Origin of the sequence: Streptomyces sp. NPDC049813, from assembly GCF_044465085.1 — a bacterium.
GTDB lineage: Bacteria > Actinomycetota > Actinomycetes > Streptomycetales > Streptomycetaceae > Streptomyces.
The window spans coordinates 141,376-168,045 of sequence record NZ_JBITLI010000002.1 but is presented as its reverse complement, the minus strand read 5'-3'; the positions used below and the strand labels follow the sequence as shown (position 1 = coordinate 168,045).

Genomic DNA, 26,670 nt, shown 5'->3' with positions numbered 1-26,670 from the left:
CGGTGAACGTAAGGTTCACAATCCGATGCGGCTACCACGTACTCGGCGGTAGGTGCGACCATCGGACGGCAACAGCTACACGGTGAAAGCAGAGGAAGTCGGCCATGGCAACGGCGCCCAGCGTCTCCTACTCGATGACGGTCCGGTTGGAGGTGCCCGCGAGCGGTACGGCTGTCTCGCAGCTCACCACCGCCGTGGAGTCCTCCGGCGGCTCGGTGACCGGCCTCGACGTCACCGCCTCCGGCCACGAGAAGCTCCGGATCGACGTCACGATCGCGGCCAGCTCCACGTCCCACGCGGACGAGATCGTCGAGGAGCTCCGCAAGATCGAGGGCGTGACGCTCGGGAAGGTCTCCGACCGTACGTTCCTGATGCACCTCGGCGGCAAGATCGAGATGCAGTCCAAGCACCCCATCCGCAACCGTGACGACCTCTCCATGGTCTACACGCCGGGTGTGGCGCGCGTCTGCATGGCGATCGCGGAGAACCCCGAGGACGCCCGGCGCCTGACCATCAAGCGCAACACCGTTGCGGTCGTGACGGACGGTTCCGCGGTGCTCGGCCTCGGCAACATCGGCCCGATGGCCGCCATGCCGGTCATGGAGGGCAAGGCCGCCCTGTTCAAGCGGTTCGCCGACATCGACGCCTGGCCGATCTGCCTGGACACCCAGGACACCGACGCCATCGTCGAGATCGTCAAGGCGATCGCGCCCGGCTTCGCCGGCATCAACCTGGAGGACATCTCCGCGCCGCGCTGCTTCGAGATCGAGGCCCGGCTGCGCGAGGCCCTCGACATCCCCGTCTTCCACGACGACCAGCACGGCACCGCGATCGTCGTGCTCGCCGCCCTCACCAACGCGCTGCGCGTGGCGGGCAAGGGCATGGGCGACATCCGCGTCGTCATGTCCGGCGCGGGCGCGGCCGGCACCGCCATCCTCAAGCTGCTGCTCGCGGCGGGCGTGAAGAACGCGGTGGTGGCCGACATCCACGGCGTCGTGCACGCCGACCGCGAGGACCTCAAGGACGCCGACAAGGACTCGCCGCTGCGCTGGATCGCGGACAACACCAACCCGGAGGGCCTCACCGGCACCCTCAAGGAGGCCGTGGTCGGCGCGGACGTCTTCATCGGCGTCTCCGCGCCCAACGTCCTGGACGGCGACGACGTCTCGGCCATGGCCGACGGCGCCATCGTGTTCGCGCTCGCGAACCCCGACCCGGAGGTCGACCCGGCGATCGCCCGGCAGACGGCGGCCGTCGTGGCCACGGGCCGCTCCGACTTCCCGAACCAGATCAACAACGTCCTGGTCTTCCCCGGCGTCTTCCGCGGCCTGCTCGACGCCCAGTCGCGCACGGTCAACACGGAGATGATGCTGGCCGCCGCCACGGCCCTGGCCGACGTGGTGAGCGAGGACGAGCTCAACCCGAACTACATCATCCCCAGCGTCTTCAACGACAAGGTCGCGGGCGCCGTCGCCGGTGCCGTGCGCGACGCGGCGAAGGCGGCCGGCGTGGTGGTGACAGGCGTCACGGGCGCCTGAGGTCCGGCGCGTCGCGGAACACGGGGCCCCGCCGGGCCCTCTAGGGTGGCCGGGAAGCAGGCCCCCCGACCCGCCCCGGGCCCTGGGCGGTAAGGCTTTCCGTGTGACCCCCAGGGGTACCGGATTGGCTTTACCGCCGCTGGTGGGGGCAGGATGCTTCCCCAAGGACTGCGTCCAGGGGGCGCCCCCACAGGGCGCCGGGGTCCGGAAGCCGGACCCGGGTCCTGGGCCTGACCGAGACCCTGGCAGCATCGGCTTCGCTGTTGCCTCACATGCGGCCCAGCCGCATGGCACGCCTCAACGGCAAGAAGAACACGGGAGTACAAACATGAACCGCAGTGAGCTGGTGGCCGCGCTGGCCGACCGCGCCGAGGTGACCCGCAAGGACGCCGACGCCGTGCTGGCCGCGTTCGCCGAGACGGTCGGCGAGATCGTTGCCAAGGGCGACGAGAAGGTCACGATCCCCGGCTTCCTGACCTTCGAGCGCACCCACCGTGCCGCTCGCACCGCTCGTAACCCCCAGACCGGCGAGCCGATCAACATCCCGGCCGGTTACAGCGTGAAGGTCTCCGCGGGCTCGAAGCTCAAGGAAGCCGCGAAGGGTAAGTAAGCCTTCGCCTTTTTCGGCGGGCGGCCATCCGGACTCCGGGTGGCCGCCCGCCGGGGTTTTACGGGGCATCCCGTCCGGCTGCGGGCCGGTGGGGCTTCTCGCGCCGTTCCCCGCGCCCCTGGAGCATGCGGCTCCGCCGCAGCCCCATGGGCCCCTGAGGTGGCGCACGCAGTGCGCACCTCAGGGGCGCGGGGAACTGCGCGAGAAGCCCCCACCGGGCCCGCAGACGAGAACGGGGCGCACGCAGTGCGCATTTCAGGGGCGCGGGGAACTGCGCGAGAAGCCCCACCGGGCCGCAGGCGGGGCCTGGGACGCCGCTGGGGGCCACCCCGGAATTCGGGTGGCCCCCAGCGGCGTAAGGGAGGGAGGAGGGCTAGGCGAGCGCCCGGCCGGGAAGCTCGACCTTCGCCCCGAGCTCCACCAGCTTCTCCATGAAGTTCTCGTACCCCCGGTTGATGAGGTCGATCCCGTGCACCCGGGACGTCCCCTGCGCCGCAAGCGCCGCGATCAGGTACGAGAAGCCCCCGCGGAGGTCGGGGATGACCAGATCGGCCCCCTCCAGCTTGGTGGGCCCGGAGACGACCGCGGAGTGCAGGAAGTTGCGCTGCCCGAAGCGGCAGTCGGACCCGCCCAGGCACTCGCGGTAGAGCTGGATGTGCGCGCCCATCTGGTTCAGCGCGGAGGTGAACCCCAGCCGGGACTCGTACACCGTCTCGTGCACGATCGACAGGCCCGTGGCCTGCGTCAGGGCCACGACGAGCGGCTGCTGCCAGTCGGTCTGGAAGCCGGGGTGGACGTCCGTCTCCAGGGCGATGGAGGAGAGCCGGCCGCCGGGGTGCCAGAAGCGGATGCCCTCGTCGTCGATCTCGAAGGCGCCGCCGACCTTGCGGTAGGTGTTGAGGAACGTCATCATCGAGCGCTGCTGGGCGCCGCGCACGTAGATGTTGCCCTCGGTGGCGAGCGCGGCCGAGGCCCAGGACGCCGCCTCCAGGCGGTCGGAGAGCGCGCGGTGCGTGTAGCCGCCGAGCTTGTCCACACCAGTGATGCGGATGGTGCGGTCGGTGTCCATGGCGATGATCGCGCCCATTTTCTGCAGGACGCAGATCAGGTCCTCGATCTCCGGCTCCACGGCCGCGTTCGAGAGCTCCGTCACACCCTCGGCGAGCACGGCCGTCAGCAGGACCTGCTCGGTGGCGCCCACGGAGGGGTACGGCAGCCGGATCTTGGTGCCGCGCAGCCGCTGCGGGGCCTCCAGGTACTGCCCGTCCGCGCGCTTCTCGATCGTCGCGCCGAACTGCCGCAGCACCTCGAAGTGGAAGTCGATCGGCCGGCCGCCGATGTCGCAGCCGCCGAGGCCCGGGATGAACGCGTGGCCGAGCCGGTGCAGCAGCGGGCCGCAGAGGAGGATCGGGATGCGCGACGAACCCGCGTGCGCGTCGATGTCGGCCACGTTGGCCGACTCCACGTGCGAGGGGTCCATCACCAGCTCGCCCGGCTCCTCACCGGGGCGGACCGTCACACCGTGCAGCTGGAGCAGGCCGCGGACGACGCGGACGTCACGGATGTCCGGGACGTTGCGCAGCCGGCTCGGGGCGCTGCCGAGCAGCGCGGCGACCATGGCCTTCGGCACGAGGTTCTTCGCGCCGCGGACACGGATCTCACCCTCCAGCGGGGTTCCGCCGTGGACAAGCAGGACATCATCGGTGACGGTCATGGATCTCGCGTTCCGAAGAGGGGGGCAGGGCCAAGTGACAACAAGGGACAAGGGTAAGGGCCGCCTGCCCCTGTTCCGTAAGTGTGAAGTCTGTTGGGACCGTCATGACTTCGCTACAACACGAACCGTTGCGAACGGGGCACATGGGGTGACGTGGGCGGGGGCGCGCGGCCTCGTGCGCGCCGTCCGCGGCGATCCGTGCTGAGCTGTGCTCTTCGCCGTTCCGCACGGTTCTCGCGCTTGCCGCCTCCCCGGCGGGCAATGTGCGGGATCATGTCTGCCATGACCGAGGTGTCCTCGCTCACAGGGCGACTGCTCGTGGCCACTCCCGCCCTGGCGGACCCGAATTTCGACCGTGCGGTGGTGCTCCTCCTCGACCACGACGAGAAGGGCTCGCTCGGGGTCGTCCTCAACCGGCCGACCCCGGTGGACGTCGGCGACATCCTGGAGGGCTGGGGTGAGCTGGCGGGCGAGCCCGGCGTCGTCTTCCAGGGCGGCCCCGTCTCCCTCGACTCGGCGCTGGGCGTCGCGGTGATCCCCGGCGAGGAGGGCCCGCTCGGCTGGCGCCGGGTGCACGGCGCGATCGGCCTGGTCGACCTGGAGGCGCCGCCCGAGCTGCTGGCGGCGGCGCTCGGCTCGCTGCGGATCTTCGCCGGGTACGCGGGCTGGGGCCCGGGCCAGCTGCGCGGCGAGCTGTCCGAGGGGGCCTGGTACGTGGTGGAGTCGGAGCCGGGGGACGTCTCCGCCACGCACCCCGAGGGGCTGTGGCGCGCGGTGCTGCGCCGCCAGCGCGGCAAGCTGGCGATGGTGGCGACCTACCCGGACGATCCCTCGCTCAACTGACGCCCCCGACGGCTCTTCGCCCCGTGCGCCGCCTTCAGTACCCTTGGCCCTTATGAGCACTCTTGAGCCCGAGCGCGGGACAGGTACGGGGACCCTGGTAGAGCCGACGCCGCAGACGTCGCACGGTGACGGCGATCACGAGCGCTTCGCCCACTATGTCCAGAAGGACAAGATCATGGCGAGCGCTCTCGACGGCACTCCTGTCGTCGCGCTCTGCGGCAAGGTCTGGGTGCCGGGCCGCGACCCGAAGAAGTACCCGGTCTGTCCCATGTGCAAGGAGATCTACGAGTCGATGGGTGCCGGCGGCGACAAGGACAAGGACGGCGGCAAGGGCAACTAAAAGCGCGCCCTCCCCGGGCGGCGACGCGCCCCCTTCCCGGGCGGCGACGGCCCCTACCCCCTGCTTCGAAGGCCCCTGGTGTGCGGTGACGCGCGCCGGGGGCCTTCGTGTGTCCGCGTGTTCGGTCGCTCGTAACCCATTGCGCTCACTGGTCCAGTCCTCTTAACCTCCGTCGTGTTGTGCACAGCGAAACAACCATTGCGTATGTTGCAACGACACTTCGGAGGCGTTTCCGATGAAGCTCCCTGTCCGGCTCTCCGTACGAACTGCCGTTCCCCTCACGGCCCTTGTGCTCGCGGCCACCGCCTGCGCGCCCGGCACCTCCGACAACAGCGGTGCCGCCAAGGACGAACAGAGCGGCACCCTGCGCGTCTGGCTCTTCCAGGAGGTCAACAACGCGCCCAAGAAGAAGGTCGTCGACACCGCGATCGGCGACTTCAGACGCGCGCACAAGGACGCGAAGGTCCAGGTCGAGTACATCCCCGTCGACACCCGCGCCGAGAAGATCAAGGCCGCCTTCAACGACCCCAAGAGCGCGCCCGACGTCATCGAGTACGGCAACACCGACACCGCCGGGTACGTGCGCGACGGCGGACTCGCCGACGTGAGCGCGGAGTTCGGCGCCTGGGCCGACGCCAAGGACACCGACCCGACCGCCAAGGAGTCCGTCACGGTCGACGGCAAGATCTACGGCGCGCCCTACTTCGTCGGCGTCCGCGCCCTGTACTACCGCACCGACGTCTTCAAGGACCTCGGCCTCGACGCCCCGCGCACCCAGGCCGAACTCGCCGCCACCGCCAAGAAGATCCACCAGGCCCGCCCCGAGCTGTACGGGCTCGCCGTCGGCGGCGCCTACACCTACGGCGCGATGCCCTTCATCTGGGCCAACGGCGGCGAACTCGCCGAGAAGAAGGGCGACTCGTACGTCTCCGCCCTCGACAGCCCCGCCGCCCAGCAGGGCATCAAGGCCTACACCTCGCTCTTCGGCTCCACCAACTGCCCCGCCGCCAAGTGCGCCGGCATGGGCGGCAACGACACCGTCACCGCCTTCGCCTCCGGCAAGGCCGCCATGGCGATCGGCGGCGACTTCAGCCACCAGGCCATGGAGGACGGCAAGGTCAAGGGCAAGTACGCGGTCGTGCCGCTGCCCGGCGTGAAGGCCGGTGAGATCGCTCCCGCGTTCGCCGGCGGCAACAACATCGGCGTCCTCAAGAGCACCTCGCACCGCACGCTCGCCGTGGACCTCATGAAGCACCTCGCCGGGAAGGACGCGCAGCGCGCCCTCTTCTCGGGGATGGGCTTCCTGCCCACCTACACCGACGTCCGGGCGGACGTCGCCCGCGAGGAGCCGTTCGTCGCGCCCTTCGTGAAGACGCTGGGCGCCGGCGCCAAGTTCGTGCCCGCCTCGCCCGCCTGGGCGAAGATCGACGCCTCGCTCGTCCTGCCGACGATGTTCCAGGAGGTCGTCAGCGGCCGCAAGGACGTCGCGGCGGCCGCGGGCGACGCGGCGAAGAAGATGGACGACGCCTTCGGGGCCGCCGGATGAGTTCCCTGCGGGCGGGCACCGCACGCGGGAGATCCGCGCGGGCGCGCGGCGGCGGCTGGACCCCCTGGCTCTACCTCGCCCCCGCTCTCGTCCTCCTCGGCGGGCTGCTCGTCTACCCGATCTACCAACTGGGCCTGATCTCCTTCCTGGAGTACACCCAGGCCCAGGTCAGCGGCGGCGCACCGACCACCTTCCAAGGCTTCGGCAACTACCAGCGGCTCTTCGCCGACAGCCAGTTCTGGCAGGTGCTGGCCGCCACCCTGCTCTTCGCGGCGGCCTGCGTGGTCAGCACCCTGCTGATCGGCTGCGCCCTCGCGGTGCTGCTGACCCGGGTGCGCGCCCTGCCCCGGCTCGCGCTGATGCTCGCCGCGCTCGGCGCCTGGGCCACCCCGGCGATCACCGGCTCCACCGTCTGGGTCTTCCTCTTCGACCCGGACTTCGGCCCGGTGAACAAGGTGCTCGGGCTCGGCGACTTCTCCTGGACGTACGACAGGTACAGCGCCTTCGCGCTCGTCCTGCTCGAAGTGGTCTGGTGCTCCTTCCCGTTCGTCATGGTCACCGTGTACGCGGGCATCCGGGCCATCCCGGGCGAGGTCCTCGAAGCGGCGTCCCTCGACGGGGCCTCGCAGTGGCGGACCTGGCGCTCCGTCATGGCGCCGATGCTCCGGCCGATCCTCGTCGTCGTCACCATCCAGTCGATCATCTGGGACTTCAAGGTCTTCACGCAGATCTACGTCATGACGAACGGCGGCGGCATCGCGGGCCAGAACCTCGTCCTGAACGTGTACGCCTACCAGAAGGCGTTCGCCGGCAGCGAGTACAGCCTCGGCTCGGCCATCGGCGTCGTGATGCTCGTCATCCTGCTCGCCGTCACCCTCGTCTACCTCCGGATCATGCGCAGAGAGGGGCGGGAACTGTGAGCACCCCCGGACTTTCCGGCATACGCGTCCTGCGCGCACCGCGGATCCGCCGGCCCTGGCGGCTCGCCGCGGAGGCCTCCGCACTGCTGATCGCGGCGGCGGTCGCCTTTCCCCTCTATTGGATGGTGCTCAGCGCGTTCAAACCGGCGGGCGAGATCGAATCGACCGAGCCGCGCCCCTGGACGCTCGCCCCGTCGCTCGATTCCTTCCGCCGCGTCTTCCAACAGCAGGAATTCGGCCGCTACTTCCTCAACAGCCTCATCGTGGCGGGCACCGTCGTGGTCGTCTCCGCGCTCGTCGCCTTTCTCGCCGCGACGGCCGTGACCCGCTTCCGCTTCCGGTTCCGCACGACGCTGCTCATCATGTTCCTCGTCGCGCAGATGGTGCCCGTGGAAGCGCTCACCATCCCGCTGTTCTTCCTGATGCGGGACTTCGGGCAGCTCAACACGCTCGGCTCGCTGATCCTGCCGCACCTCGCGTTCTCGCTGCCCTTCGCCGTCTGGATGCTGCGCGGCTTCGTGAAAGCCGTACCCGAGGCCCTGGAGGAAGCGGCCTATCTGGACGGCGCGAGCCGCTCCCGCTTCCTGTGGCAGATCCTGTTCCCGCTCGTCTTCCCCGGCCTCGTGGCGACGAGCGTCTTCTCCTTCATCTCCACCTGGAACGACTTCCTGTTCGCGAAGTCCTTCATCATCAGCGACACCTCCCAGTCGACGCTGCCGATGGCCCTGCTCGTCTTCTTCAAACCCGACGAGAACGACTGGGGCGGAATCATGGCAGCCTCGACCGTGATGACCATTCCGGTACTGGTTTTCTTCGTACTCGTACAGCGGCGCCTGGTCTCCGGCCTCGGCGGCGCGGTTAAGGACTGACGTGTCGGACACTCCCGCAGACCTCCTCCCCGCACCCCGCCGGCTGACCCGGGACGGCGCCGGCTCCTATGTGCTCGACAGCGGCACCGGACTCACCGCGGGGGAGGGCACCGAGTCCACCGCGCGCTGGCTGCGCGCCACGCTCGGCCAGGTCACCGGCCTCGCCCTGCCCCCGGTCGACGACGGCTCCGCGATACGCCTGCGCCTCGACCCCTCCCTCCCGGCGGAGGAGTACCGGCTGACCGCCACCGCCACCGGCGTCGACATCGTGGGCGGCGCCCCGGCCGGCGTGTTCTGGGGCGCCCAGACACTGCGTCAGCTGCTCGGCCCCGACGCCTTCCGCCGCGCCCCGCTCGCCGCCGGCCGGCCGTGGTCCGTCCCGCACGTCACCGTCGAGGACGGCCCGCGCTTCGGCTGGCGCGGCGCCATGCTGGACGTCGCCCGGCACTTCATGCCCAAGGACGGCGTGCTGCGCTTCATCGACCTGCTCGCCGCGCACAAGCTCAACGTCTTCCACTTCCACCTCAGCGACGACCAGGGCTGGCGCGTCGAGATCCAGCGGTACCCGAAGCTGACGGCGGACGCCTCCTGGCGCCCCCGCACCAAGCGGGGCCACCGCGCCTCCGACCTCTGGGACGACACCCCGCACGGCGGCTTCTACACCCAGGACGACATCCGGGAGATCGTCGCCTACGCCGACGCCCGGCACATCGCGGTCGTCCCCGAGATCGACCTGCCGGGCCACTCCCAGGCCGCCATCCACGCCTACCCGGAACTCGGCAACGCCGACGTCGTCGACACCGCCGCGCTCCCCGTCTGGGACACCTGGGGCGTCAACCCGAACATCCTCGCCCCCACCGACGCCACCCTGCGCTTCTACGAGGGCGTCTTCGAGGAACTGCTCGGCCTCTTCCCGTCGACCTTCATCCACGTCGGCGGCGACGAATGCCCCAAGGACCAGTGGCGGCAGTCGCCGACGGCCCAGGCCCGCATCCAGGAGCTGGGCCTCAAGGACGAGGACGAGCTGCAGTCCTGGTTCATCCGCCACTTCGACACCTGGCTGAGCGAGCGCGGCCGGCGGCTCATCGGCTGGGACGAGATCCTCGAAGGCGGCCTCGCGCCCGGCGCCGCGGTCTCCTCCTGGCGCGGCTACCAGGGCGGCATCACCGCGGCCCGGGCCGGCCACGACGTCGTCATGTGCCCGGAGCAGCAGGTCTACCTGGACCACCGGCAGGCACCCGGCGAGGACGAGCCGGTCCCGATCGGCTTCGTCCGTACCCTGGAGGACGTCTACCGCTTTGAACCCGTCCCGCCGCAGCTGAGCGCGGACGAGGCGCGGCACGTCCTCGGCACCCAGGCCAACCTGTGGACCGAGGTGATGGAGAACCAACGGCGCGTCGACTACCAGGCGTTCCCGCGGCTCTCCGCCTTCTGCGAAGTGGCCTGGAGCGAGCTGCCCGCGCCCGCCGAGCGCGACTACGCGGCGTTCGAGGCCCGGATGGCCGCCCACTACCGGCGACTTGACGCCCTGGGCGTCGACTACCGGCCTCCGGGCGGCCCGCTGCCGTGGCAGCGGCGCCCCGCCTTGCTCGGCCGCCCGATCGAGGGGGCGCCTCCGAACAAGTGAGGAGGGGCGGGGCGGGGGCGTCCCGGTGCCGTACGGGAGCCGCGCCGGGGGCAGGTCCTCCTGTGCGGGCGCGCTCGCCCCCGGGGCCCGCGCACGGCCCCCGCCCCACCGCCCCGCCGGACCCCTCATAGGTCACCGAAGAGTGTCAATTCGCCCTGACCGGCGATCCCCTGTCATATCGGTCATCTCCCAGGTGGAAGGGGCGAATGCCTCCTACCGGACCCCATCTCCGGGCGCCCGGGAAGATGTGCCAGAGTTGCCACGTCCGGCCTGTCAGCACGTACCGTACGGCGGAACAGGCGGAACAGGCGTAACGGCGGCAACGACGGTCACGCGAGCGGCGGCAGCCCATGTGACGACCACCGCGGCCGCCGGGCGCACGGCCGGGCATCGGGAAGGGGCAGCCGGTTTGACCACGCACGCACCGCAGGCGACACGGGCCGCGGTACTTCCGACTTCGCTGGACGAGGCGGTCGCGGCGCTCGCGGCCATGCCCGCCGCCGTGCCCGTCGCGGGCGGCACCGACCTCATGGCGCAGGTCAACGCGGGTCAACTCCGCCCCGCCGCCCTCGTCGGCCTCGGCCGGATCAGCGAGATCCGCGGCTGGCAGTACCAGGACGGCAACGCGCTGCTGGGCGCCGGCCTCACCCACGCCCGCATCGGCCGCCCCGACTTCGCCGCGCTCATCCCGGCCCTCGCCGCCTCCGCGCGCGCCGCGGGCCCGCCCCAGATCCGCAACGCCGGCACCCTCGGCGGCAACATCGCCTCCGCCGCCCCCACGAACGACGCGCTGCCCGTACTCGCCGCCCTCGAAGCCACGCTGATCATCGCGGGGCCGCAGGGAGCCCGCCGCGAGGTGCCCGTGTCGCACCTGCTGGCCGGGATGGAGATGCTGCGCCCCGGCGAACTCATCGGATTCGTCCGCGTCCCCCTCCTGCACGCCCCGCAGGTCTTCCTGAAGGCGACCGGCCGCACCGGACCCGGCCGCGCACTCGCCTCCGTCGCGCTCGTCCTCGACCCCGCCCGGCGCTCCGTGCGCTGCGCCGTCGGCGCCATCGCGCCGATGCCGCTGCGCCCCCTGGAGGCCGAGCAGTGGGTGGCCTCGCTCATCGACTGGGACGGCGACCGCGGCGCGCTCGTGCCGGAGGCCGTGCAGGCGTTCGGCGAGTACGTCGCCGCGGCCTGCATCCCCGACAACGCCCCCGCCCCGGACGGCACCCAGGAGCCACTGCCGCCCGCCGTACTGCATCTGCGCCGCACCGTCGCCGCGCTGGCCCGACGTGCACTTGGGAGGGCGCTGTCGTGACGAACGAGTACAACGGACCCGATACGGGAGCCCCGGGCGCCGACGGCTGGCAGCCGCTGCCCCAGGGCGAGTACGACTCCGACGCCACGGCCTTCGTACAGCTGCCCCCCGACGGCTTCCCGGACGCGCCGCTCGCCGCGCCGGGCCACGGCTACGTGCCGCCGCAGATAACGGTGAGCCCCGCCACCGGTGCCGCCGCGACCGACCCCGCCGCGACCGGCGTGTGGGTGCTGCCGCCGGAGCTGACGGGGATGCCGCCTGGATCCGGATCCGCCGGATCCGCCGGGGGCCCGGGCGACGCCGGTGACCCGGGTGACGCCGGCGACCCGCAGACCGGGTGGCCCGCGGTGCATCCGGGGATGGAGTCGTACGGGGCGCCGGACCACGGGTACCAGGGGCCGGGCGCCGGGGCGCACCCGTCGCACACGGCGTACCAGGGTCCGGGAGCGTCGCCGTACGGGGTGCCCTCCGGGTCGTACGCGGGGCCGTCCGAGGCGTACAGCGGGTCGTACGGCGGGGAGTCCGACGCGTATGGCGAGGGGTCTGACTCGTACGGTGGCGGGTCTGACTCGTACGGCGAGGGGTCTGACTCGTACGGCGAGGGGTCTGACTCGTACGGCGAGGGGTCTGACGCGTACGGGGCGCGGCGCGAGTCTTACGAGTCGTATGAGGAGCCCTCCTCGGCGTACGGGGGTGCGCACGGGGAGACGGGGCAGTGGTCGATCCCGGTCGCCGACGGGGTACTCCCGGAGGAGTCGGGGGAGTTCACCACGTCGTCGCTGGCCGCGCAGTGGGGCGACCGTACGCCGCCCGCGACGCTGCCGGGGGGCGCGCCCGCGCCCTGGGCCTCGCAGCCGTGGGCGCAGCCGGCCGCGCCCGTCGAGGAGGCCGGGGCGGCTGAGGGTGCTGACCGGGGGTCGTTGCCGAAGCCACGGTCCGGGTCCCACGCGGAGGCCGGGCGGGCCGAGGCGGTCGAGTCGGACGCGGCTGAACGTCCGGTGGAACGCCCGGTGGAACCGGAGCCCGAGTCACTGCTGCCGCCCGAGGCGGAGGCGGAGGCCGGGTCGCGGGCTGCGCGCCCGGAACCCGGGTCCGTACCGGATGCCGGGCCCGTACGGGAGGAGTCCGGGGCGGTGCCCGCGCCGGACGCCGGAGCGGGCACGGAACCGCGGCCCGCTCCGGACGGCGAGCCCGTCCGGAGCGCGGACGCCCAGCCGGTCCTGGACGCGCGGCTGACCACCGAGGCCGCCGATGCCGCCGATGGCGCGCCGGACTCGGCCGCGCAGGTGGCCCCAGGCACGCTGCCGGACGCGGACGGCCACGGGGTCCCGGCGGCCGTGCCCACGCCGGACGGCATGTCCGTGCGGGACGACGTGCTGGTGCGGGACGGGGTTCCGGTGCGGGGCGGTGTTCCCGTGCGGGGCGGTGTTCCCGTGATGGACGATGCGCTCGGGCGGGACGGCGTGTCCGTGCCGGAGGGCGCTGCTGGGCGGGACGGGGTTCCTGCGCAGGACGGTATTCCCGTGCGGGACGGGGCCCGACCGGACGATGGCGCCGCGCTGGGCGATGGCGCCGCGCTGGACGGTGACGCCGCGCTGGACGGCGGCGGCGAGCTGGACGGTGACGCCGCGCTGGACGGTGACGCTGCACCGGACGGTGACGCCGCTTCGGACGTCACCCCCGTGGCCGGCGCGAGCCCCTTGGCCGCCGCCGCCCCCGTGGCCGGCGCGAGCCCCAGGGCCGACGCCGCCCCCATGGCCGACGCCGCCCCCATGGCCGACGCCGCCCCCATGGTCGGCGCCACCCCCGTAGCCGACGTCGCCCCCACGCCGGAGGACGCTCGCGCACACGGGGCCGAGACCGCACGCGAGGAAGCCCCGGCCGCCAGGGACGACTCCGCACCCAGGGACGACTCCGCACCCAGGGACAACACCGCACAGGAAGCCGCCGCCTCCACCCCCGCGCCGGACGGCGAAGACGACACCCCGGCCACCGACCCCGACCCCGGCCCCACCCCCGCACACGACAACTCCACCGCCCCGCTCCTCGACGACCATCCCGTCGCCAGCTACGTCCTACGGGTCAACGGCACCGACCGCCCCGTCACCGACGCCTGGATCGGCGAATCGCTCCTCTACGTGCTGCGCGAGCGCCTCGGCCTCGCCGGGGCCAAGGACGGCTGCTCGCAGGGCGAGTGCGGCGCGTGCAACGTCCAGGTGGACGGCCGCCTCGTCGCCTCCTGCCTGGTCCCCGCGGCGACCACGGCCGGCAGCGAGGTACGTACGGTCGAGGGCCTCGCCGACGAGGGAGGCCCCTCCGACGTGCAGCGGGCGCTGGCCGCGTGCGGCGCGGTCCAGTGCGGGTTCTGCGTCCCCGGCATGGCGATGACGGTCCACGACCTCCTTGAAGGCAACCCGGACCCCACCGACCTCGAAGCCCGCCAGGCGCTCTGCGGCAACCTCTGCCGTTGCTCGGGGTACCGCGGTGTCCTCGACGCGGTGCGTCAGGTCGCCGACGAACGGCAGGCGTCGCAGCGGACCTCGGCGGAGACGGAGACGGGGGAGACAGGGCAGACAGGGCAGGCAGGCGAGACAGGGGAGTCGGGGCAGGCCGCCGCCGAGAGCGGGCCCCGCATCCCGCACCAGGCGGGCCCGGCCGCCACTGAGGACATCCGGGGCGACCAGGACACCCGGGACGGAGGCCGAGCGTGACCAGCGAGACGACAGAGGCCCCGGTGGCCGCGGAGGCGGAGGAGCTGCCGCACGGACTCGGTGCCACGCTCCCCGCGGTGGAGGCACGCGCCAAGACCGAGGGCACCTTCCCCTACGCCGCCGACCTGTGGGCCGAAGGGCTCCTGTGGGCGGCGGTCCTGCGCTCCCCGCACGCGCACGCACGCGTGGTCTCCATCGACACCACCCACGCGCGCGAGATGCCAGGCGTCCGCGCGGTCATCACGCATGAGGACGTGCCCGGCGGCCCGCTCGCGGGCCACCGCACCAGCGACCGCCCCCTCTTCGCCTCCGAGGTCGTCCGCCACCACGGCGAACCCCTCGCCGCCGTCGCCGCCGACCACCCGGACACGGCCCGGATGGCGGCCGCGGCGATCATCGTCGAGTACGAGATCCTCGAACCCGTCACCGACCCGGAGAAGGCCTTCGCGGCCGAACCGCTGCACCCCGACGGCAACCTCGTCCGCCACATCCCGCTGCGCCACGGCGACCTGGAGGCGACCGGCGAGATCATCGTCGAGGGCCTCTACCGCATCGGCCGCCAGGACCCGGCCCCGGTCGGCGCGGAGGCCGGTCTCGCCGTTCCCCGCCCCGACGGCGGCGTCGAGCTGTACATCGCCTCGACCGACCCGCACGGCGACCGCGACGTGGCCGCCGCCTGTTACGGCCTGGCGCCGGACCGGGTGAAGGTCGTGGTGACCGGCGTCCCCGGCGCGACGGCGGACCGCGAGGACCAGAGCTTCCAGCTCCCGCTCGGCCTGCTGGCGCTGCGCACGGGCTGCCCGGTCAAGCTCACGGCGAGCCGCGAGGAATCCTTCCTGGGCCACCCCCACCGCCACCCGACCCTGCTCCGCTACCGCCACCACGCGGACGGCGACGGCAAGCTGGTGAAGGTGGAGGCGCAGATCCTGCTCGACGCGGGTGCCTACGCGGACACCTCGTCGGACGCGCTCGCGGCCGCCGTCGCCTTCGCCTGCGGCCCCTACGTCGTCCCGCACGCCTCCATCGAAGGCTGGGCGGTGCGCACCAACAACCCGCCCTCCGGCCACGTACGAGGTGAGGGCGCGCTCCAGGTCTGCGCGGCCTACGAAGCCCAGATGGACAAGCTGGCCAAGAAGGTGGGCATCGACCCGGCGGAACTGCGGATGCGCAACGTCCTCGCGACCGGCGACGTCCTGCCCACCGGCCAGACGGTCACCTGCCCGGCGCCCGTCGCCGAACTCCTGGACGCCGTACGGGACTTCCCGCTGCCCGCCCTCCCCAAGGACACCCCGGAGGAGGACTGGCTGCTGCCCGGCGGCCCCGAGGGCGCCGGCGAGCCTGGCGCGGTGCGGCGCGGTGTCGGCTACGGCATCGGCATGGTGCACCTGCTGGGCGCCGAGGGCGCGGACGAGGTGTCCACGGCCACGGTCAAGGTGCACGACGGCGTCGCCACGGTCATCTGCGCCGCGGTCGAGACGGGCCAGGGCTTCACCACCCTCGCCCGCCAGATCGTCCAGGAGACGCTGGGCATCGAGGAAGTGCACGTGGCGCCCGTGGACACGGACCAGCCGCCGGCCGGGCCGGGCTGCCGCGGCCGCCACACCTGGGTCTCGGGCGGCGCGGTCGAACGCGCCGCGAAGATGGTGCGCACCCAGCTCCTCCAGCCGCTGGCGCACAAGTTCGGCATGTCCACGGAGTTGCTGCAGATCGCCGACGGCAAGATCACGTCGTACGACGGGGTGCTGTCCACCACGGTCGAAGAGGCCATGGATGGCAAGGAGTTGTGGGCCACGGCGCAGTGCCGCCCGCACCCGACGGAGCCGCTGGACGCGGCCGGCCAGGGCGACGCCTTCGTGGGCCTGGCCTTCTGCGCGATCCGCGCGGTCGTCGACGTGGACATCGAGATCGGTTCCGTACGGGTCGTGGAGCTGGCGGTGGCGCAGGACGTCGGCCGGGTCCTCAACCCCGGCCAGCTCGCGGCGCGCATCGAGGCCGGCGTCACCCAGGGCGTCGGCGCGGCCCTCACCGAGAACCTCCGCACCCCCAAGGGCATCGTCCGCCGCCCCGACCTCACCGGCTACGCCCTGCCCACGTCGCTGGACGCCCCCGACATCCGCATCGTGAAGCTGGTCGAGGAACGCGACGTGGTGGCCCCCTTCGGCGCGAAGGCGGCCGGCACGGCCCCCGTGGTCGCGTCCCCCGCGGCGATCGCCTCGGCGGTCCGCGCGGCGACGGGCCGCCCGGTCAACCGCCTGCCGATCCGCCCGCAGGCGGCGGTGGTCACGGCCCCCTCCGCCTCCTCCCTGGGCGCACCGCCGGAGTCAACTGCTTGAGCCGGGTGCTCAGTTCGGGCGACGCCGTCTCCCCCTGAGGCCGGCCCTCCCGGGCCCCGGGAACTGTTACCGGCCGTGTCGTCTTGTGACGTGATGTGAATCGCCTCTGCCCTGAGGCGCCTGTGAACTGTCAGTACGGATGGCTAAAGTTGTCACCGGACCAACTTGCTCTAAACGCATGTTCACGGGGGAACGGGGAGGGACGTACGCGATGGCGGACGACAAGGGCGGCGGCTCGGGCGGCCTCGGAGGCTGGGCCTTCAACGTCGTCGAGGCGGCCAAGGGCGCGGCTGCGGACATTGTGACGGAGCTGGAGTCGTTCACGGCTTTCCAGCAGCGGGTGGATCAGCTCATCAAGGACCTCAAGGCATCCCCGGCGGGACCGACCAAGGTCGGCCAGGAGGCCATGGCGCGCTCGAAGTTCGGCGGCGGCCACAAAGGCTGGCACGAGGCCGACACGGTATTCACCCAGTACGACACGGTGATCGCGGACCTGGAGAACCTCTCGAAGCTCCTTTCGGACTCGATAGAGGCCATGGGCATCGCCGTCATGGCTTCCCACAAGGGTTACGAGAACGTGGATCTGGACGTGCGCCGACGAATGGCGGCGATCAGCGCGGAGACGACGCATCACTATGGCGGCGCGTACGTACCCGAGCATCCGCATGAGAAGTCGGGCGGCTCCGGCCAGAAGGCCAGCGGTGACGGCGGACAGGAGACGGAACTCTGATGGCCGGTCAGAAGAAGACATCGTTCGACGGAATGACGCACGAGCAGATGCTGGCCTGGCTCGACGACGCGGATGCGGGCACGGTGCAGGCGGCGGCGGACAAGCTAGCGTCCGCGGCCAAGGAGATCCACAGCATCGCCGACGAGCTCAAGGTCCGTCCACAGTGGGTGAAGTGGAAGGGCGAGGGCGCCGACTCGTTCCGGCAGTGGGCAGGCAAGCTGGCCAACGCAACTGTCGCGCTGGGCGACTACAGCCAGGAATCGGGCAAGTGGCTCGGCCACGCGGCCCAGGCGATCAGCACGGCCAAGACCTCGGTGCCGCGGAACAAGAACGTCGACGCCAACATCGACGCGGCCCGCTCCGCGCACAACGACCCTGATGCGCAGTCCATCCTCTCCAAGAACATGGCCGTCCGGCAGCAGACGGCTGACGAGATGGACAAGCTGGGGCAGGCGTACTCGCTCTCGTCTTCGCAGATGGCCGCGGCACGCAAGCCGGATCTCCTGAAGTTTCCGCCGCCGCCGGTCGTTCTCCAGGATCCCGAGGCCGTCCGGCGTACTGGCGGAAGTGAGGGCCTGGCAACTGGCCAGGGCCGGACGACGGCCAGAGCTCCGTACGGTGACACCGCGCCCGGGACCACTCCCGCCCGCGCAGCAACAGTCTCAGCAACTGGCACGGACAGTGCCCACGCGGGCACAGAAACGGCGCATGCTCCGGTGGTCGGGGAGGTCAGCAGAGTCTCCCCCGTAGTGTCCGAGCCCGCGACACACATGAATGTCGACTCGGTGGAAACGCTTCCCCCGCCGACGCAGACACCACCCGCCGTCTCTCCGCCGAGTTCTTCGGGGCCGGTCAGCCCCGTCGTCGGAGGGCCGGGTATGCCGGGATCAGTGCCTCCCGCTTACGGAATCACGGGCACCCCGAGACCCCCCGCTCGGGCCACGGGACTGCCGGGGGCCGGGCGCCCCGGCGGGGGACCCGTCGCCCAGGGTTCAGCCGCTCGGCCAGCCCCCTCCGCCCCGGGCGCATACGGGCGCCCAGCACAGAACACCCCGCCCGTCCAAGGCGGGACGAGCGCGGGTAGGGCGTCCGGGCCGGGAGGACAGACGGGCCCGAGTACGGGGCGGACACCTGGCGCTGCTGGGCAGACAGGAACGAGCACCGGGCGGGCACCAGGCTCCGCGGCGGGGCGCGGACCCGCCCAGGGCGGCGTTACGGGCGGACGACCGCAACAGTCGACGGGTAGGCCCACGACTGGTGTGCCGCGAGGCACCGTTATGGGATCCGAAGGAACGGGCAACGGACGCGGAACGGCGGGTGCACGAGGCCTGCCGGGGCAGCCACAAGGCGGTATCAGTGGCCGGCCCACCGGCGCTGGTTCGGTTTCGCGGGGGACGAGCCCGGGCCGACTGTCTGCGGGGGCCAGTGACGACAGGGGCGTCGTCGGTGGCCGCCCGAGTCGGCAACAGCGTGCGAACGCGCAAGCTTTCACCCGTGGCGGCTCCGGTCTGGTCCGCCCGCAAGGCACGCCTGGCGCGGCAGGTGAGGACAACCTCAGCGGGGCTGGGCGTGGCGGTGGGGCGCCGCGCGGCTCACGACCGGGCAGGCGTCGGGACACCGACCAGAGCGACCGCCCGGATTACGTCACTGAAGACGAAGCGACGTGGCAGCCCGACGAGGGCCGTAGTGTGCCTCCCGTTGTCCCCGATGAGACCAAGAACGACGAGAGGTAGCCATGCCCACCAGCAGCACCCGCCGCAGAAGTCTGGGCGCGGCAGTCTCTGTGACGCTCGGGTTGCTCCTGGTGGGCACGTCGGCGTCGGTCCCTGCGTACGCGGACTCGTTTCGGGCCCAGCAGTGGCATCTGGACGCCATGAAGGCGGACCAGATGTGGCGGACTAGTACCGGCAAGGGCATCACGGTGGCAGTCCTAGACACAGGGGTCGACGCCGATCATCCTGACCTGCTCGGGCAAGTAGTGGCAGGGGAAGATCTCTCCAGGGGAGAGACCGGTGACGCAGGTGTGGACTACGACGGCCACGGCACCGGTATCGCAGGCATGATCGCCGGAACGGGGAAGGGCAACGGCGGAAACGGGGCCTTCGGTCTTGCGCCGGGAGTCAAGATTCTCCCCGTTCGTCTGTCCGATGGCGAGAAGGCGGCCAACCGCGCGGAGTCGTCCGAGAGGCTCTTCGAAGAGGCTGCGGTGGGGATCAGGTACGCCGCGGACCACGGTGCGAAGGTAATCAACGTCTCGCAGGGCGGGACCGCCGCGAGTGCACAGCTGAAGGAGCCCTCCGAGCGGTTGGCGGATGCGGTCGAATACGCCTTGGCGAAGGGCTCGTTGGTGTTCGCGGCGGTCGGAAACAGCGGGGACACGACAAACATCGTCGAGTACCCGGCGGCGACGCCTGGTGTCGTCGGGGTCGCGGCGATCGACAGGAACGGTCGCCGCACCAGCGAATCCGAGTACGGACCCCAGGTCGACATCGCTGCCCCAGGCATGGACATCGTCCATGCCTGCGGAGGCAAGACGGGCTACTGCAAGAGCCATGGCACCAGTGACGCCACTGCCCTGGCCTCGGCAAGCGCGGCCTTGATCTGGTCCAAGCACCCGAACTGGACCAATAACCAGGTGCTCCGGGTCATCCTGAACACCATTGGTGGCATCAAGGACGACAAGGACAAGCGCAGCGACTTCATCGGCTACGGGGCCGTCCGCCCCCGCGTCGCGCTCACCGACCCAGGTGACCCGGGCCCGGCCGACAAATTCCCGATGTCGGACTTCCCAGTGGCAGCCAAATCCCCGTCGGGCGAGGCCTCGAAGGGCACCGGCGGCGGTGCCGCAGCCACGGACGGCGCGAGTCCGGCCGCGGCGCCGGCCTCGAAGGACGACAGCGAGACCGGGTTGTGGATCGGTCTCGGCGTTGCCGCTGTGGTGGTGATCGGCGGGGCAGTGGCGTTCGGAGTGGCCCGGCGTCGGCGCCGCGATGCCCGACAGCTTCCGCCGCCGGGCATGCCGACGCCGCAGCAGTCGTACCTAGGGACTCCGTACGGTGCGCAACAGCCGCACGGAGGCCAGCAGCAGCCGTACGGTTCGGCGGCACCGGCCCCAAACAGCAACCCCGACAATCCATACCGTCGTTCCTGAAGGGCGGCTTCAGCGGGAGGGAACGGCTTCAGCCGCAGGTGTTCGATCGCTCCACGGCCTTGGTGTAGCTCGCGATGAGGTCTTTCATTGCGGTCGCGTCGTCGTGTCCGTTCGCATACACCTGAATTGCGGTGAAGAGAACGTGGTTCTGGTGCTCAGAACTGGCGCACGAAGTCGCAATTCCGACTGCTCCCGTGTCCGCACAAAGATACTTGTTATCGCTGGTCAGCTTGCCGCCGTCGATTCGGGCCAGAGAATCGGCGACATCCGTGACATCGTCGCCCCGTTCCCGCCACTCTCGGCTGGCGATCAGGGCCACCTTGTCATCGACGCTCATTTGGCAGCGGATTCTGCTCGGCACTGGGGTTTTCTCCTGCACGTCGACCGATTTCCCGTCTGGCAAGAAGGGCGTCAGAAGGGCGGAGTCGATGGGGATGGAGCACAGGGATTCGGGTGCGGCGTACTCTCGTTTCTCCTTCGGCCCTGTAGAGCAACCGGCAAGTACGTAAGCGGCAACCAGCGCTGCCGATAGCGTCGAAACCTGTCGACGAGTCACCGAGTAGCCCCTTTCGGAAGGGTGACTCGACGAATTCCAGGTATGAGCCCGAGGCGGTAGAGACCTTATTGGACTCATCCTCAGAAGCCCAACCCAGCCGGTCGGCCACGGCCGCGTGAGACGGCGTGCAGGACGTACATCGAGAGACGCCGGTCCCGTCATGCGCACGCCTTCTACTGGCATTGCCCTGATGTCTGTACTGCCTGAGTGTACGACGTGATCAATCGGTGCATGGCATCGGCGTCGCGTTCCTCTGTGTCATTCGCCTGCAGCCCGGTGAAGAGCTGCTGATCTGCATGTTTGGTATTCCTGCAGTCTTTGACCGCGCCGAAGGCTTGGTAACCGGAGTAGAGGTAGGTACCTCCCTCGGCAGATTTGTCAGGCGTGTCGAGGGTCTGGCCCGACGCGAACCTGGCGGTCGTAGATCCACTCTCCCACCACGACTGCGTGGTCAAGAAAGCGAGTTTCGAGTCCACGTGAACATCGCAATGGCGAGTGTTCGCATCTCCCTCTCTGCTCGTGACCGTGATCTTCTTACCAGCGGGCAAGAATTTCCCGAGTTCTTTTGTGTCGATCTTGGTGCCACACAATGATTGAGGCATGGAATACTCACGTTCGGAGTCCCCGCCCGAACATGCAGAAAGCGTCCATAGTGCGATGCCGCAAATGGCAAGAGCGGTCAACCGGCGGCGGCGGAGCCGATGGGTGAGGGGCATGGGGTAGTCCAATCCACAACTGTGACGTCAGGGTGTTGTGATAGCGCCTGGGTCTTGGCCGTCAAGGATCGCGCGAGCATTGATATAACCTTGCCTAGCTGATTGGCCGGCCCACGTGCCCAAATTTTCGGCATCGGCATTGTCGTACCGTTGAGCGGCCAGGCGGGCGGCCTGACTCGTTCTGGCGTTGTTCTCCTCTTGTCCCGTCTGCCAACGGTCTCCGGCTTCCTCGCTGTTGTCCACATGACCCTGGGCATCTGCGAAGACGCTCTCGAGTACACCCCCGGTCGCAGTGCCGACGGCGCCGCCCACGAGGGCACCGGCCCAGGGTGTCGCAATGAATGAGGTGCCCACTCCCGTGATGGTTCCGGCGGTGCCGGCAACCAGGTTCTTGTATTGGGCGACCGATTTATCGTAGTCCTCGTTCTTGGCGGCGTCTGCGGCGTTTACTTCCTCCTGGCGTCCGAGGCCGAGGACGCCGGAGATCTCACCTGAACTCTGAGAGATTGCCCTGACAGTCGTCTCGTCATCGTCGGAGAATCGGACATCGGCGGGCAGATCCGGATTCAGGTGGTACTCCATCAAGCGGGAGAGGTAATCCTTTTGGGCGACCTCGACAGCCGCGTACCCTTGCGGATTCTGTCCTACCGCAAAGAGGAACTTGTTCGTGTCCATAGGGTCGAGATCGGCTGCGGATCCGTTGGCGGGGTAAAGTTTTTCGATCCCCTTCCATGAATGCGGATCCATGTCAGGGTTCACTCCACTCTCTGCCCGATTGATATCGGGAAGATACTCCGAAGCGATCTGGCCCATGCTGTCCGACATGTACCCACGGTCAGTGAGGCGAGCGGAGTCGTCTCCGACCGAGGACACGATGGCGCTGAAGAGCTTGGCCTGCTCGGCGGTGTGCGGAGGCGTGTCCAGCGTCGGCAGCTCGCCAGCGGGATGCCCTGTCGTGGCGGCCTCCAAGGCCAGCGCCAGGTTGTTCATCCCACTGTTGTCCTCGTCGCCTTGCAGATTCGTCTCCTCAGGCCATTCCCGTTCCTCGAAGAGATACTGGAAGTTGGTCAGCGCCACTTTCCCCTTGTAATCATTTTCGTCGTCCGAGTCGCGCTCGAAGGGGGATTCTTCTCTCGACACGAACTGCTGATTGAAGAAGTCTGTGGCGGCGTCCGGGCTGTTGGAGAGCCCCTTCATGTATCCGGTGAGGGGGTCCGAACCGCTGTCGTCGCCGATGCGGTTGAGGATCGGGTCCGGGCCCAGGTGCTGCCAGGCCATGTTCGCGTGCTCGCCGTTGCCGGTGAGCTTGCGTTCCGTGGCCATGAGCTTGGTGCCGTAGTCCTTCATGAACTGGTCGTCGTAGTCGCCGGTGCGCATCAGGTTGCTCATGACCTGGAAGCCCATGGGGCCGCCCTTGTCGCCGTAGAGGGGCTTGTCGCCCAGGTCGATGGTCTTGCGCCGCCAGTCGTCCATCGAAGTCGAGTCGCTCTGGCTGGCGTTGGCGAGCGTGAGGCCCAGATTGTGCTGCATGTCGTCGAGTTGGTCGCGGCGGCCGTGACCGATGTCCCAGTTCATGCCGGGGTTGTTGATGCCGGCCCAGAACTCCATCGTCTTCTGCGGGCCGAGTGCGGTGGCGAACCGCTCGGAGAACAGGTCGTCGTTCTTGTACTTCTTCAGCCCGGCGTTGATGCGGTCGAAGTCCTTGACCGTGAGGTCCTCGGGGTCCTTCCTGGCGATCTTGGCCAGGTCCTCAGCTTCCTGGAGAGCCGCGGCCGCGTCGTCCCGGTTCTTGTAGCTCGCGTCCGCGAAGCCCATCTCGGCCTGGTCCGCGAGCGCCTTGAGGATCTTGCTTGCGGAACTGTCGCTCTCGGCTGCCTTCTCCAGGATCTTCTGGATGTCGTCGCGCAGCGCGTCGATGTCGGCCTGGTTGTCCTTGTCCGCGTGGGTGCGGGCCTCCGGCGGAATGTCCGTGGTGACGGTGAAGCCGCCGTCGTGGCCGATGACCTTGATGTGCTTCTCCCGGCCGCGGCGCACGGCCGCCTCGAGCTGCTTCTGATAACCCTTCAACTCACCCCGGGTGTCGTCCAGGACGCTGTGGATGGTCTTCGACTGGGTGTGGGCGTCGCCGAACTCCCCGGCGGTCTTGCCGATGAACTCCTTCGTCACCTGGGAGTTCAGGCCGGACCAGTCGGCCTTGTTGGCGGCCTTGTGCAGTCCGTCCTCGGCCTGTTTCTTCAGTTCTGCCAGATTGGTGACGAGTGTGCCCCAGTCCTCGACGGCGTCGTCGAGCAGCTTGAAGTCGGCGTCGAGGAGATCGTCGAAGTTCATCAGTCGTCCTTCTTCCCGTCCGGCTTGCCGTAGTAGGCGGGGTTCGGTCTGCCGGGGTCGCCGACTCGTTCGTCGAAGCCGTGGTCGAGGGCGTCGATGCTGCTCATCTGGCGCTGGATGTAGTGCTCGTCGCTGGCGTGCACCTTCTTCGTGACCTGCATGTGGTTCGAGATGTGGGCGCAGGCGTCCATCAAGGACTTCAACTGCACCTCCCAGCGGTCGGCCACGTGCTGCAGACCCGAACCGAGCGAGAAGCCCTGGCCCAGGAGGCTGCCGGCGGCCTTGCTGCTGCTCGAGTCCGCTACGCGCGCCTCGTCCCATAGGCCGTCGTAGAGCGCCTTGGCCTGGCTGCCGATCCTGGCGAGGTCGGCGTCGGCGACCTTGAGGTCACCCGTCCTGCCGGGGAGGGGTGGTGCGCCTCCTCCGCCGTCGGCCTGGTTCAGCCGCATCTGCGTCGTTTGCCGGTCAGCGGCCTCGGTCTTGAGCTTCTCCCACTCGTCCCACGCCACGGTGCGCCCTTTCCCCCGATGTCCCCGTTTGTCCGATTGCTTTCGCAACCAGATGGTGCTGTAGGTCGGCATCAAGTTAGCAATCCCGCGGAGGGGATCACAGTCCGCGTTGGTCCTGTCACGGGAGCGGTGAGGGTCGCCAACTGGAGCAATTGCGCTTATTTCGCGGGCCGTCGGCTGGTGGGAGGTGCGCGCCTGCGGGCAGGCTGCCGCCGATCAACTGGTACGCGCCTTGAGCAGCCGCGCAGCCGCGCCGGGAGCCCGGCTTCAGAGGCGCCCATCGGTGTCGAACGCGCTCAGCGTGGACAGGTGCGGCGGGCGGGCATGCCGAAGGGGCGTTCCGTCGTGGCGGGACGCCCCTTCTGTGCGTGCAGCTCAGCGCCGTCGAGCTGCCGGAGGCCGTGACCGGAATCGAACCGGTGTGCTTCGCTTTGCAGGCGAATCCCTAAACCACTCGGGCACACGGCCGTGTGTTGCGCGGGTAACTGGTGTTGCGACGGGCTGGTGTGAACGACCGTAGGCCGCCGGGCGCGGCTCCCTCAAGGGCGCGGCGCCGGTCGCAACGCGACTGCCATACGCCGTTCATGATGCGGGGCGGCGCGGGCGGGGGCGTAGGACCAAGGGATGAGGGCGTTCCCCGTCCTCCGACAGGGGTCAGGGCGCGCCATGCCCCTTACGCTGATCCGCATGGCTGCCCTCGACGACGACAGAGCGACCGAACAGACAGACGTCGGCGTCGGGCCGGGGGTCGCCCCGGGGCCCGACCTGGCCGCGCTCGCCGACGTCGAGGGCGTGCTCGGGCGGACCTACCGGGCCCTGAGCATCGGCATCGTCACCGTCGTGCTGCTCATCGCCTTCGAGGCGACCGCCGTCGGGACCGCGATGCCCGTCGCCGCGCGCGAGCTGGACGGGGTGTCGCTGTACGCCTACGCCTTCTCCGGATACTTCACCACCAGCCTCTTCGGCATGGTCGCCGCCGGGCAGTGGGCCGACCGGCGCGGGCCGCTCGGGCCGCTCGGCGCCGGGATCGGGGCGTTCGCCGCGGGGCTCGTCGTCGCCGGGACCGCGGGCGGCATGTGGCTGTTCGTGGCCGGCCGGGCCGTGCAGGGCCTCGGCGGCGGGCTCGTCATCGTCGCGCTCTACGTCGTCGTCAGCCGGGCCTACCCGGAACGGCTGCGGCCCGCCATCATGGCCGCGTTCGCCGCCGCATGGGTCGTCCCGTCGATCGTGGGGCCCCTGGCGGCCGGAGCCGTGACCGAGCACCTCGGGTGGCGCTGGGTGTTCCTGGGCATCCCGGTGCTCGTCCTGCTGCCGCTCGCCCTCGCGCTGCCGCAGATCCGGCGCCGGGCCGGCGGGCCCGCGCCCGGCGCCGCGGGCGGGGCCTTCGACCGGCGCCGGATCCGGCTCGCCCTCGGGATCTCGCTCGGCGCCGCGCTGCTCCAGTACGCCGCCCAGGACCCTCGGCCCCTGTCCCTGCTGCCCGGCGTCCTCGGCGCCGCCCTGCTCGTACCGTCCGTGCTCCGGCTGCTGCCCCGCGGCACGTACCGGGCCGTGCGCGGGCTGCCGTCCGTGGTGCTGCTGCGCGGGGTCGCGGCGGGGTCGTTCATCGCCGCCGAGTCCTTCGTGCCGCTGATGCTGGTCACCCAGCGCGGGCTGTCGCCGACCCTCGCCGGGTTCTCGCTCGCCGCGGGCGGCGCGACCTGGGCGCTCGGCTCCTGGATCCAGTCGCGGCCCCGGCTCGACCCCTACCGGGACCGGCTCACCGCCGGGGGCATGGTGCTCGTCGCCGCGGCCGTCGCGGCCGCCCCGAGCGTGCTGATCGCGGCCGTACCGGTGTGGACCGTCGCCGTGGCGTGGGGGTTCGGGTGCCTCGGGATGGGGCTGGTCGTCTCCGCCACCAGCGTGCTCCTGCTCCAGCTCTCCGCGCCCGAGGAGGCCGGGACGAACTCCGCCGCCCTGCAGATCTCCGACGGCCTCTCGAACGTGGTCCTGCTCGCCGCCGGCGGCGCCGCGTTCACCGCGCTCGGCGGGGGAGCGGTGGGGCAGGGCCATGAGGTCGTCGCCGGGTCCGGCGGATCCCACCCGGCCGCCTTCGTCGCCGTCTTCCTGCCGATGGCGGCGATCGCGCTGGCGGGGGCGTGGGTGGGGACACGGCTGCGCGAGAAGTGACGTGAGGTGGGGGACACCGGGGCGGGACGCACCCCCTGTGACACGCGTCGCACCCGCCCGCCCCCCGGCCTCGTCCGTCCGATGCGTCGACCTCCGCACCGGTAGGGTGGCCCGGTTGTCATACGTAGCCGTGTACGTAGCCGTGCCGTCGATC

19 protein-coding genes and 1 tRNA gene are annotated in these 26,670 nt (G+C 70.5%); 14 read left to right on the top strand and 6 right to left on the bottom strand.

The annotated features are described in order from the left end of the window. Positions 1-104 precede the first annotated feature (104 nt). On the top strand, positions 105-1,538 hold the full coding sequence (locus ACIBW6_RS04855; protein ID WP_399056718.1) for an NAD-dependent malic enzyme: 1,434 nt from the start codon (positions 105-107) through the stop codon (positions 1,536-1,538). Between the two features lie 328 nt (positions 1,539-1,866). Continuing rightward, positions 1,867-2,148, top strand: a complete 282-nt coding sequence (locus tag ACIBW6_RS04850; RefSeq protein ID WP_016645140.1) for an HU family DNA-binding protein — start codon at positions 1,867-1,869, stop codon at positions 2,146-2,148. Between the two features lie 373 nt (positions 2,149-2,521). On the opposite strand, the gene murA is transcribed toward ACIBW6_RS04850, so the two are convergent. Next, positions 2,522-3,862 (bottom strand): UDP-N-acetylglucosamine 1-carboxyvinyltransferase, encoded by a 1,341-nt coding sequence (gene murA / locus ACIBW6_RS04845; protein WP_399056716.1) that lies wholly within the window; start codon positions 3,860-3,862, stop codon positions 2,522-2,524. Positions 3,863-4,144: 282 nt separating this feature from the next. Between murA and ACIBW6_RS04840 the strand changes: the two genes are divergently transcribed. The 11 genes from ACIBW6_RS04840 (at position 4,145) to mycP (ending at position 20,238) form a co-directional block, all read left to right on the top strand. Next, positions 4,145-4,705: a YqgE/AlgH family protein gene (locus ACIBW6_RS04840; protein ID WP_399056714.1), complete on the top strand. Its 561-nt coding sequence runs from the start codon at positions 4,145-4,147 to the stop codon at positions 4,703-4,705. 52 nt (positions 4,706-4,757) lie between these two features. Further along, on the top strand, positions 4,758-5,045 hold the full coding sequence (locus ACIBW6_RS04835) for a DUF3039 domain-containing protein (RefSeq protein ID WP_356494052.1): 288 nt from the start codon (positions 4,758-4,760) through the stop codon (positions 5,043-5,045). A gap of 235 nt (positions 5,046-5,280) precedes the next feature. Then, complete coding sequence (locus ACIBW6_RS04830; RefSeq protein ID WP_399056711.1) at positions 5,281-6,591, top strand: extracellular solute-binding protein; 1,311 nt, start codon at positions 5,281-5,283, stop codon at positions 6,589-6,591. Beyond that, positions 6,588-7,511, top strand: coding sequence for a carbohydrate ABC transporter permease (locus ACIBW6_RS04825; RefSeq protein WP_399056709.1), 924 nt, complete (start codon positions 6,588-6,590; stop codon positions 7,509-7,511). The genes ACIBW6_RS04830 and ACIBW6_RS04825 overlap by 4 nt, the downstream gene beginning before the upstream one ends. Beyond that, on the top strand, positions 7,508-8,380 hold the full coding sequence (locus tag ACIBW6_RS04820; protein WP_399056707.1) for a carbohydrate ABC transporter permease: 873 nt from the start codon (positions 7,508-7,510) through the stop codon (positions 8,378-8,380). Before ACIBW6_RS04825 ends, ACIBW6_RS04820 begins: the two co-directional genes overlap by 4 nt. Position 8,381: 1 nt before the next feature. Beyond that, positions 8,382-10,007, top strand: a complete 1,626-nt coding sequence (locus ACIBW6_RS04815) for a beta-N-acetylhexosaminidase (RefSeq protein WP_399056705.1) — start codon at positions 8,382-8,384, stop codon at positions 10,005-10,007. A gap of 409 nt (positions 10,008-10,416) precedes the next feature. After that, complete coding sequence (locus ACIBW6_RS04810) at positions 10,417-11,313, top strand: FAD binding domain-containing protein (RefSeq protein ID WP_399056703.1); 897 nt, start codon at positions 10,417-10,419, stop codon at positions 11,311-11,313. Further along, on the top strand, positions 11,310-14,024 hold the full coding sequence (locus ACIBW6_RS04805) for a 2Fe-2S iron-sulfur cluster-binding protein (protein ID WP_399056701.1): 2,715 nt from the start codon (positions 11,310-11,312) through the stop codon (positions 14,022-14,024). The genes ACIBW6_RS04810 and ACIBW6_RS04805 overlap by 4 nt, the downstream gene beginning before the upstream one ends. Beyond that, the gene (locus ACIBW6_RS04800; protein WP_399056699.1) at positions 14,021-16,357 is read left to right on the top strand and encodes a xanthine dehydrogenase family protein molybdopterin-binding subunit; all 2,337 of its coding nucleotides are present in this window, start codon (positions 14,021-14,023) and stop codon (positions 16,355-16,357) included. Before ACIBW6_RS04805 ends, ACIBW6_RS04800 begins: the two co-directional genes overlap by 4 nt. 211 nt (positions 16,358-16,568) lie before the next feature. Continuing rightward, complete coding sequence (locus tag ACIBW6_RS04795) at positions 16,569-17,087, top strand: hypothetical protein (protein ID WP_399056697.1); 519 nt, start codon at positions 16,569-16,571, stop codon at positions 17,085-17,087. A 1,735-nt stretch (positions 17,088-18,822) separates the two neighbouring features. Beyond that, complete coding sequence (gene mycP, locus ACIBW6_RS04790; protein WP_399056695.1) at positions 18,823-20,238, top strand: type VII secretion-associated serine protease mycosin; 1,416 nt, start codon at positions 18,823-18,825, stop codon at positions 20,236-20,238. Positions 20,239-20,266: 28 nt separating this feature from the next. Here mycP and ACIBW6_RS04785 read toward each other — a convergent pair whose 3' ends face one another. The 5 genes from ACIBW6_RS04785 to ACIBW6_RS04765 form a co-directional block, all read right to left on the bottom strand. Then, on the bottom strand, positions 20,267-20,575 hold the full coding sequence (locus ACIBW6_RS04785; RefSeq protein ID WP_399056693.1) for a hypothetical protein: 309 nt from the start codon (positions 20,573-20,575) through the stop codon (positions 20,267-20,269). Positions 20,576-20,967: 392 nt separating this feature from the next. Next, the gene (locus ACIBW6_RS04780) at positions 20,968-21,522 is read right to left on the bottom strand and encodes a hypothetical protein (protein ID WP_399056691.1); all 555 of its coding nucleotides are present in this window, start codon (positions 21,520-21,522) and stop codon (positions 20,968-20,970) included. A gap of 15 nt (positions 21,523-21,537) precedes the next feature. Further along, positions 21,538-23,838, bottom strand: coding sequence for a hypothetical protein (locus ACIBW6_RS04775; RefSeq protein WP_399056689.1), 2,301 nt, complete (start codon positions 23,836-23,838; stop codon positions 21,538-21,540). After that, the gene (locus ACIBW6_RS04770; RefSeq protein ID WP_399056686.1) at positions 23,838-24,347 is read right to left on the bottom strand and encodes a hypothetical protein; all 510 of its coding nucleotides are present in this window, start codon (positions 24,345-24,347) and stop codon (positions 23,838-23,840) included. The genes ACIBW6_RS04775 and ACIBW6_RS04770 overlap by 1 nt, the downstream gene beginning before the upstream one ends. Before the next feature lie 396 nt (positions 24,348-24,743). After that, a tRNA-Cys gene (locus tag ACIBW6_RS04765) sits at positions 24,744-24,815 on the bottom strand. Positions 24,816-25,034: 219 nt separating this feature from the next. On the opposite strand from ACIBW6_RS04765, the gene ACIBW6_RS04760 reads away from it, so the two are divergent. Further along, positions 25,035-26,516: an MFS transporter gene (locus ACIBW6_RS04760; RefSeq protein ID WP_399056684.1), complete on the top strand. Its 1,482-nt coding sequence runs from the start codon at positions 25,035-25,037 to the stop codon at positions 26,514-26,516. Positions 26,517-26,670 lie beyond the last annotated feature (154 nt).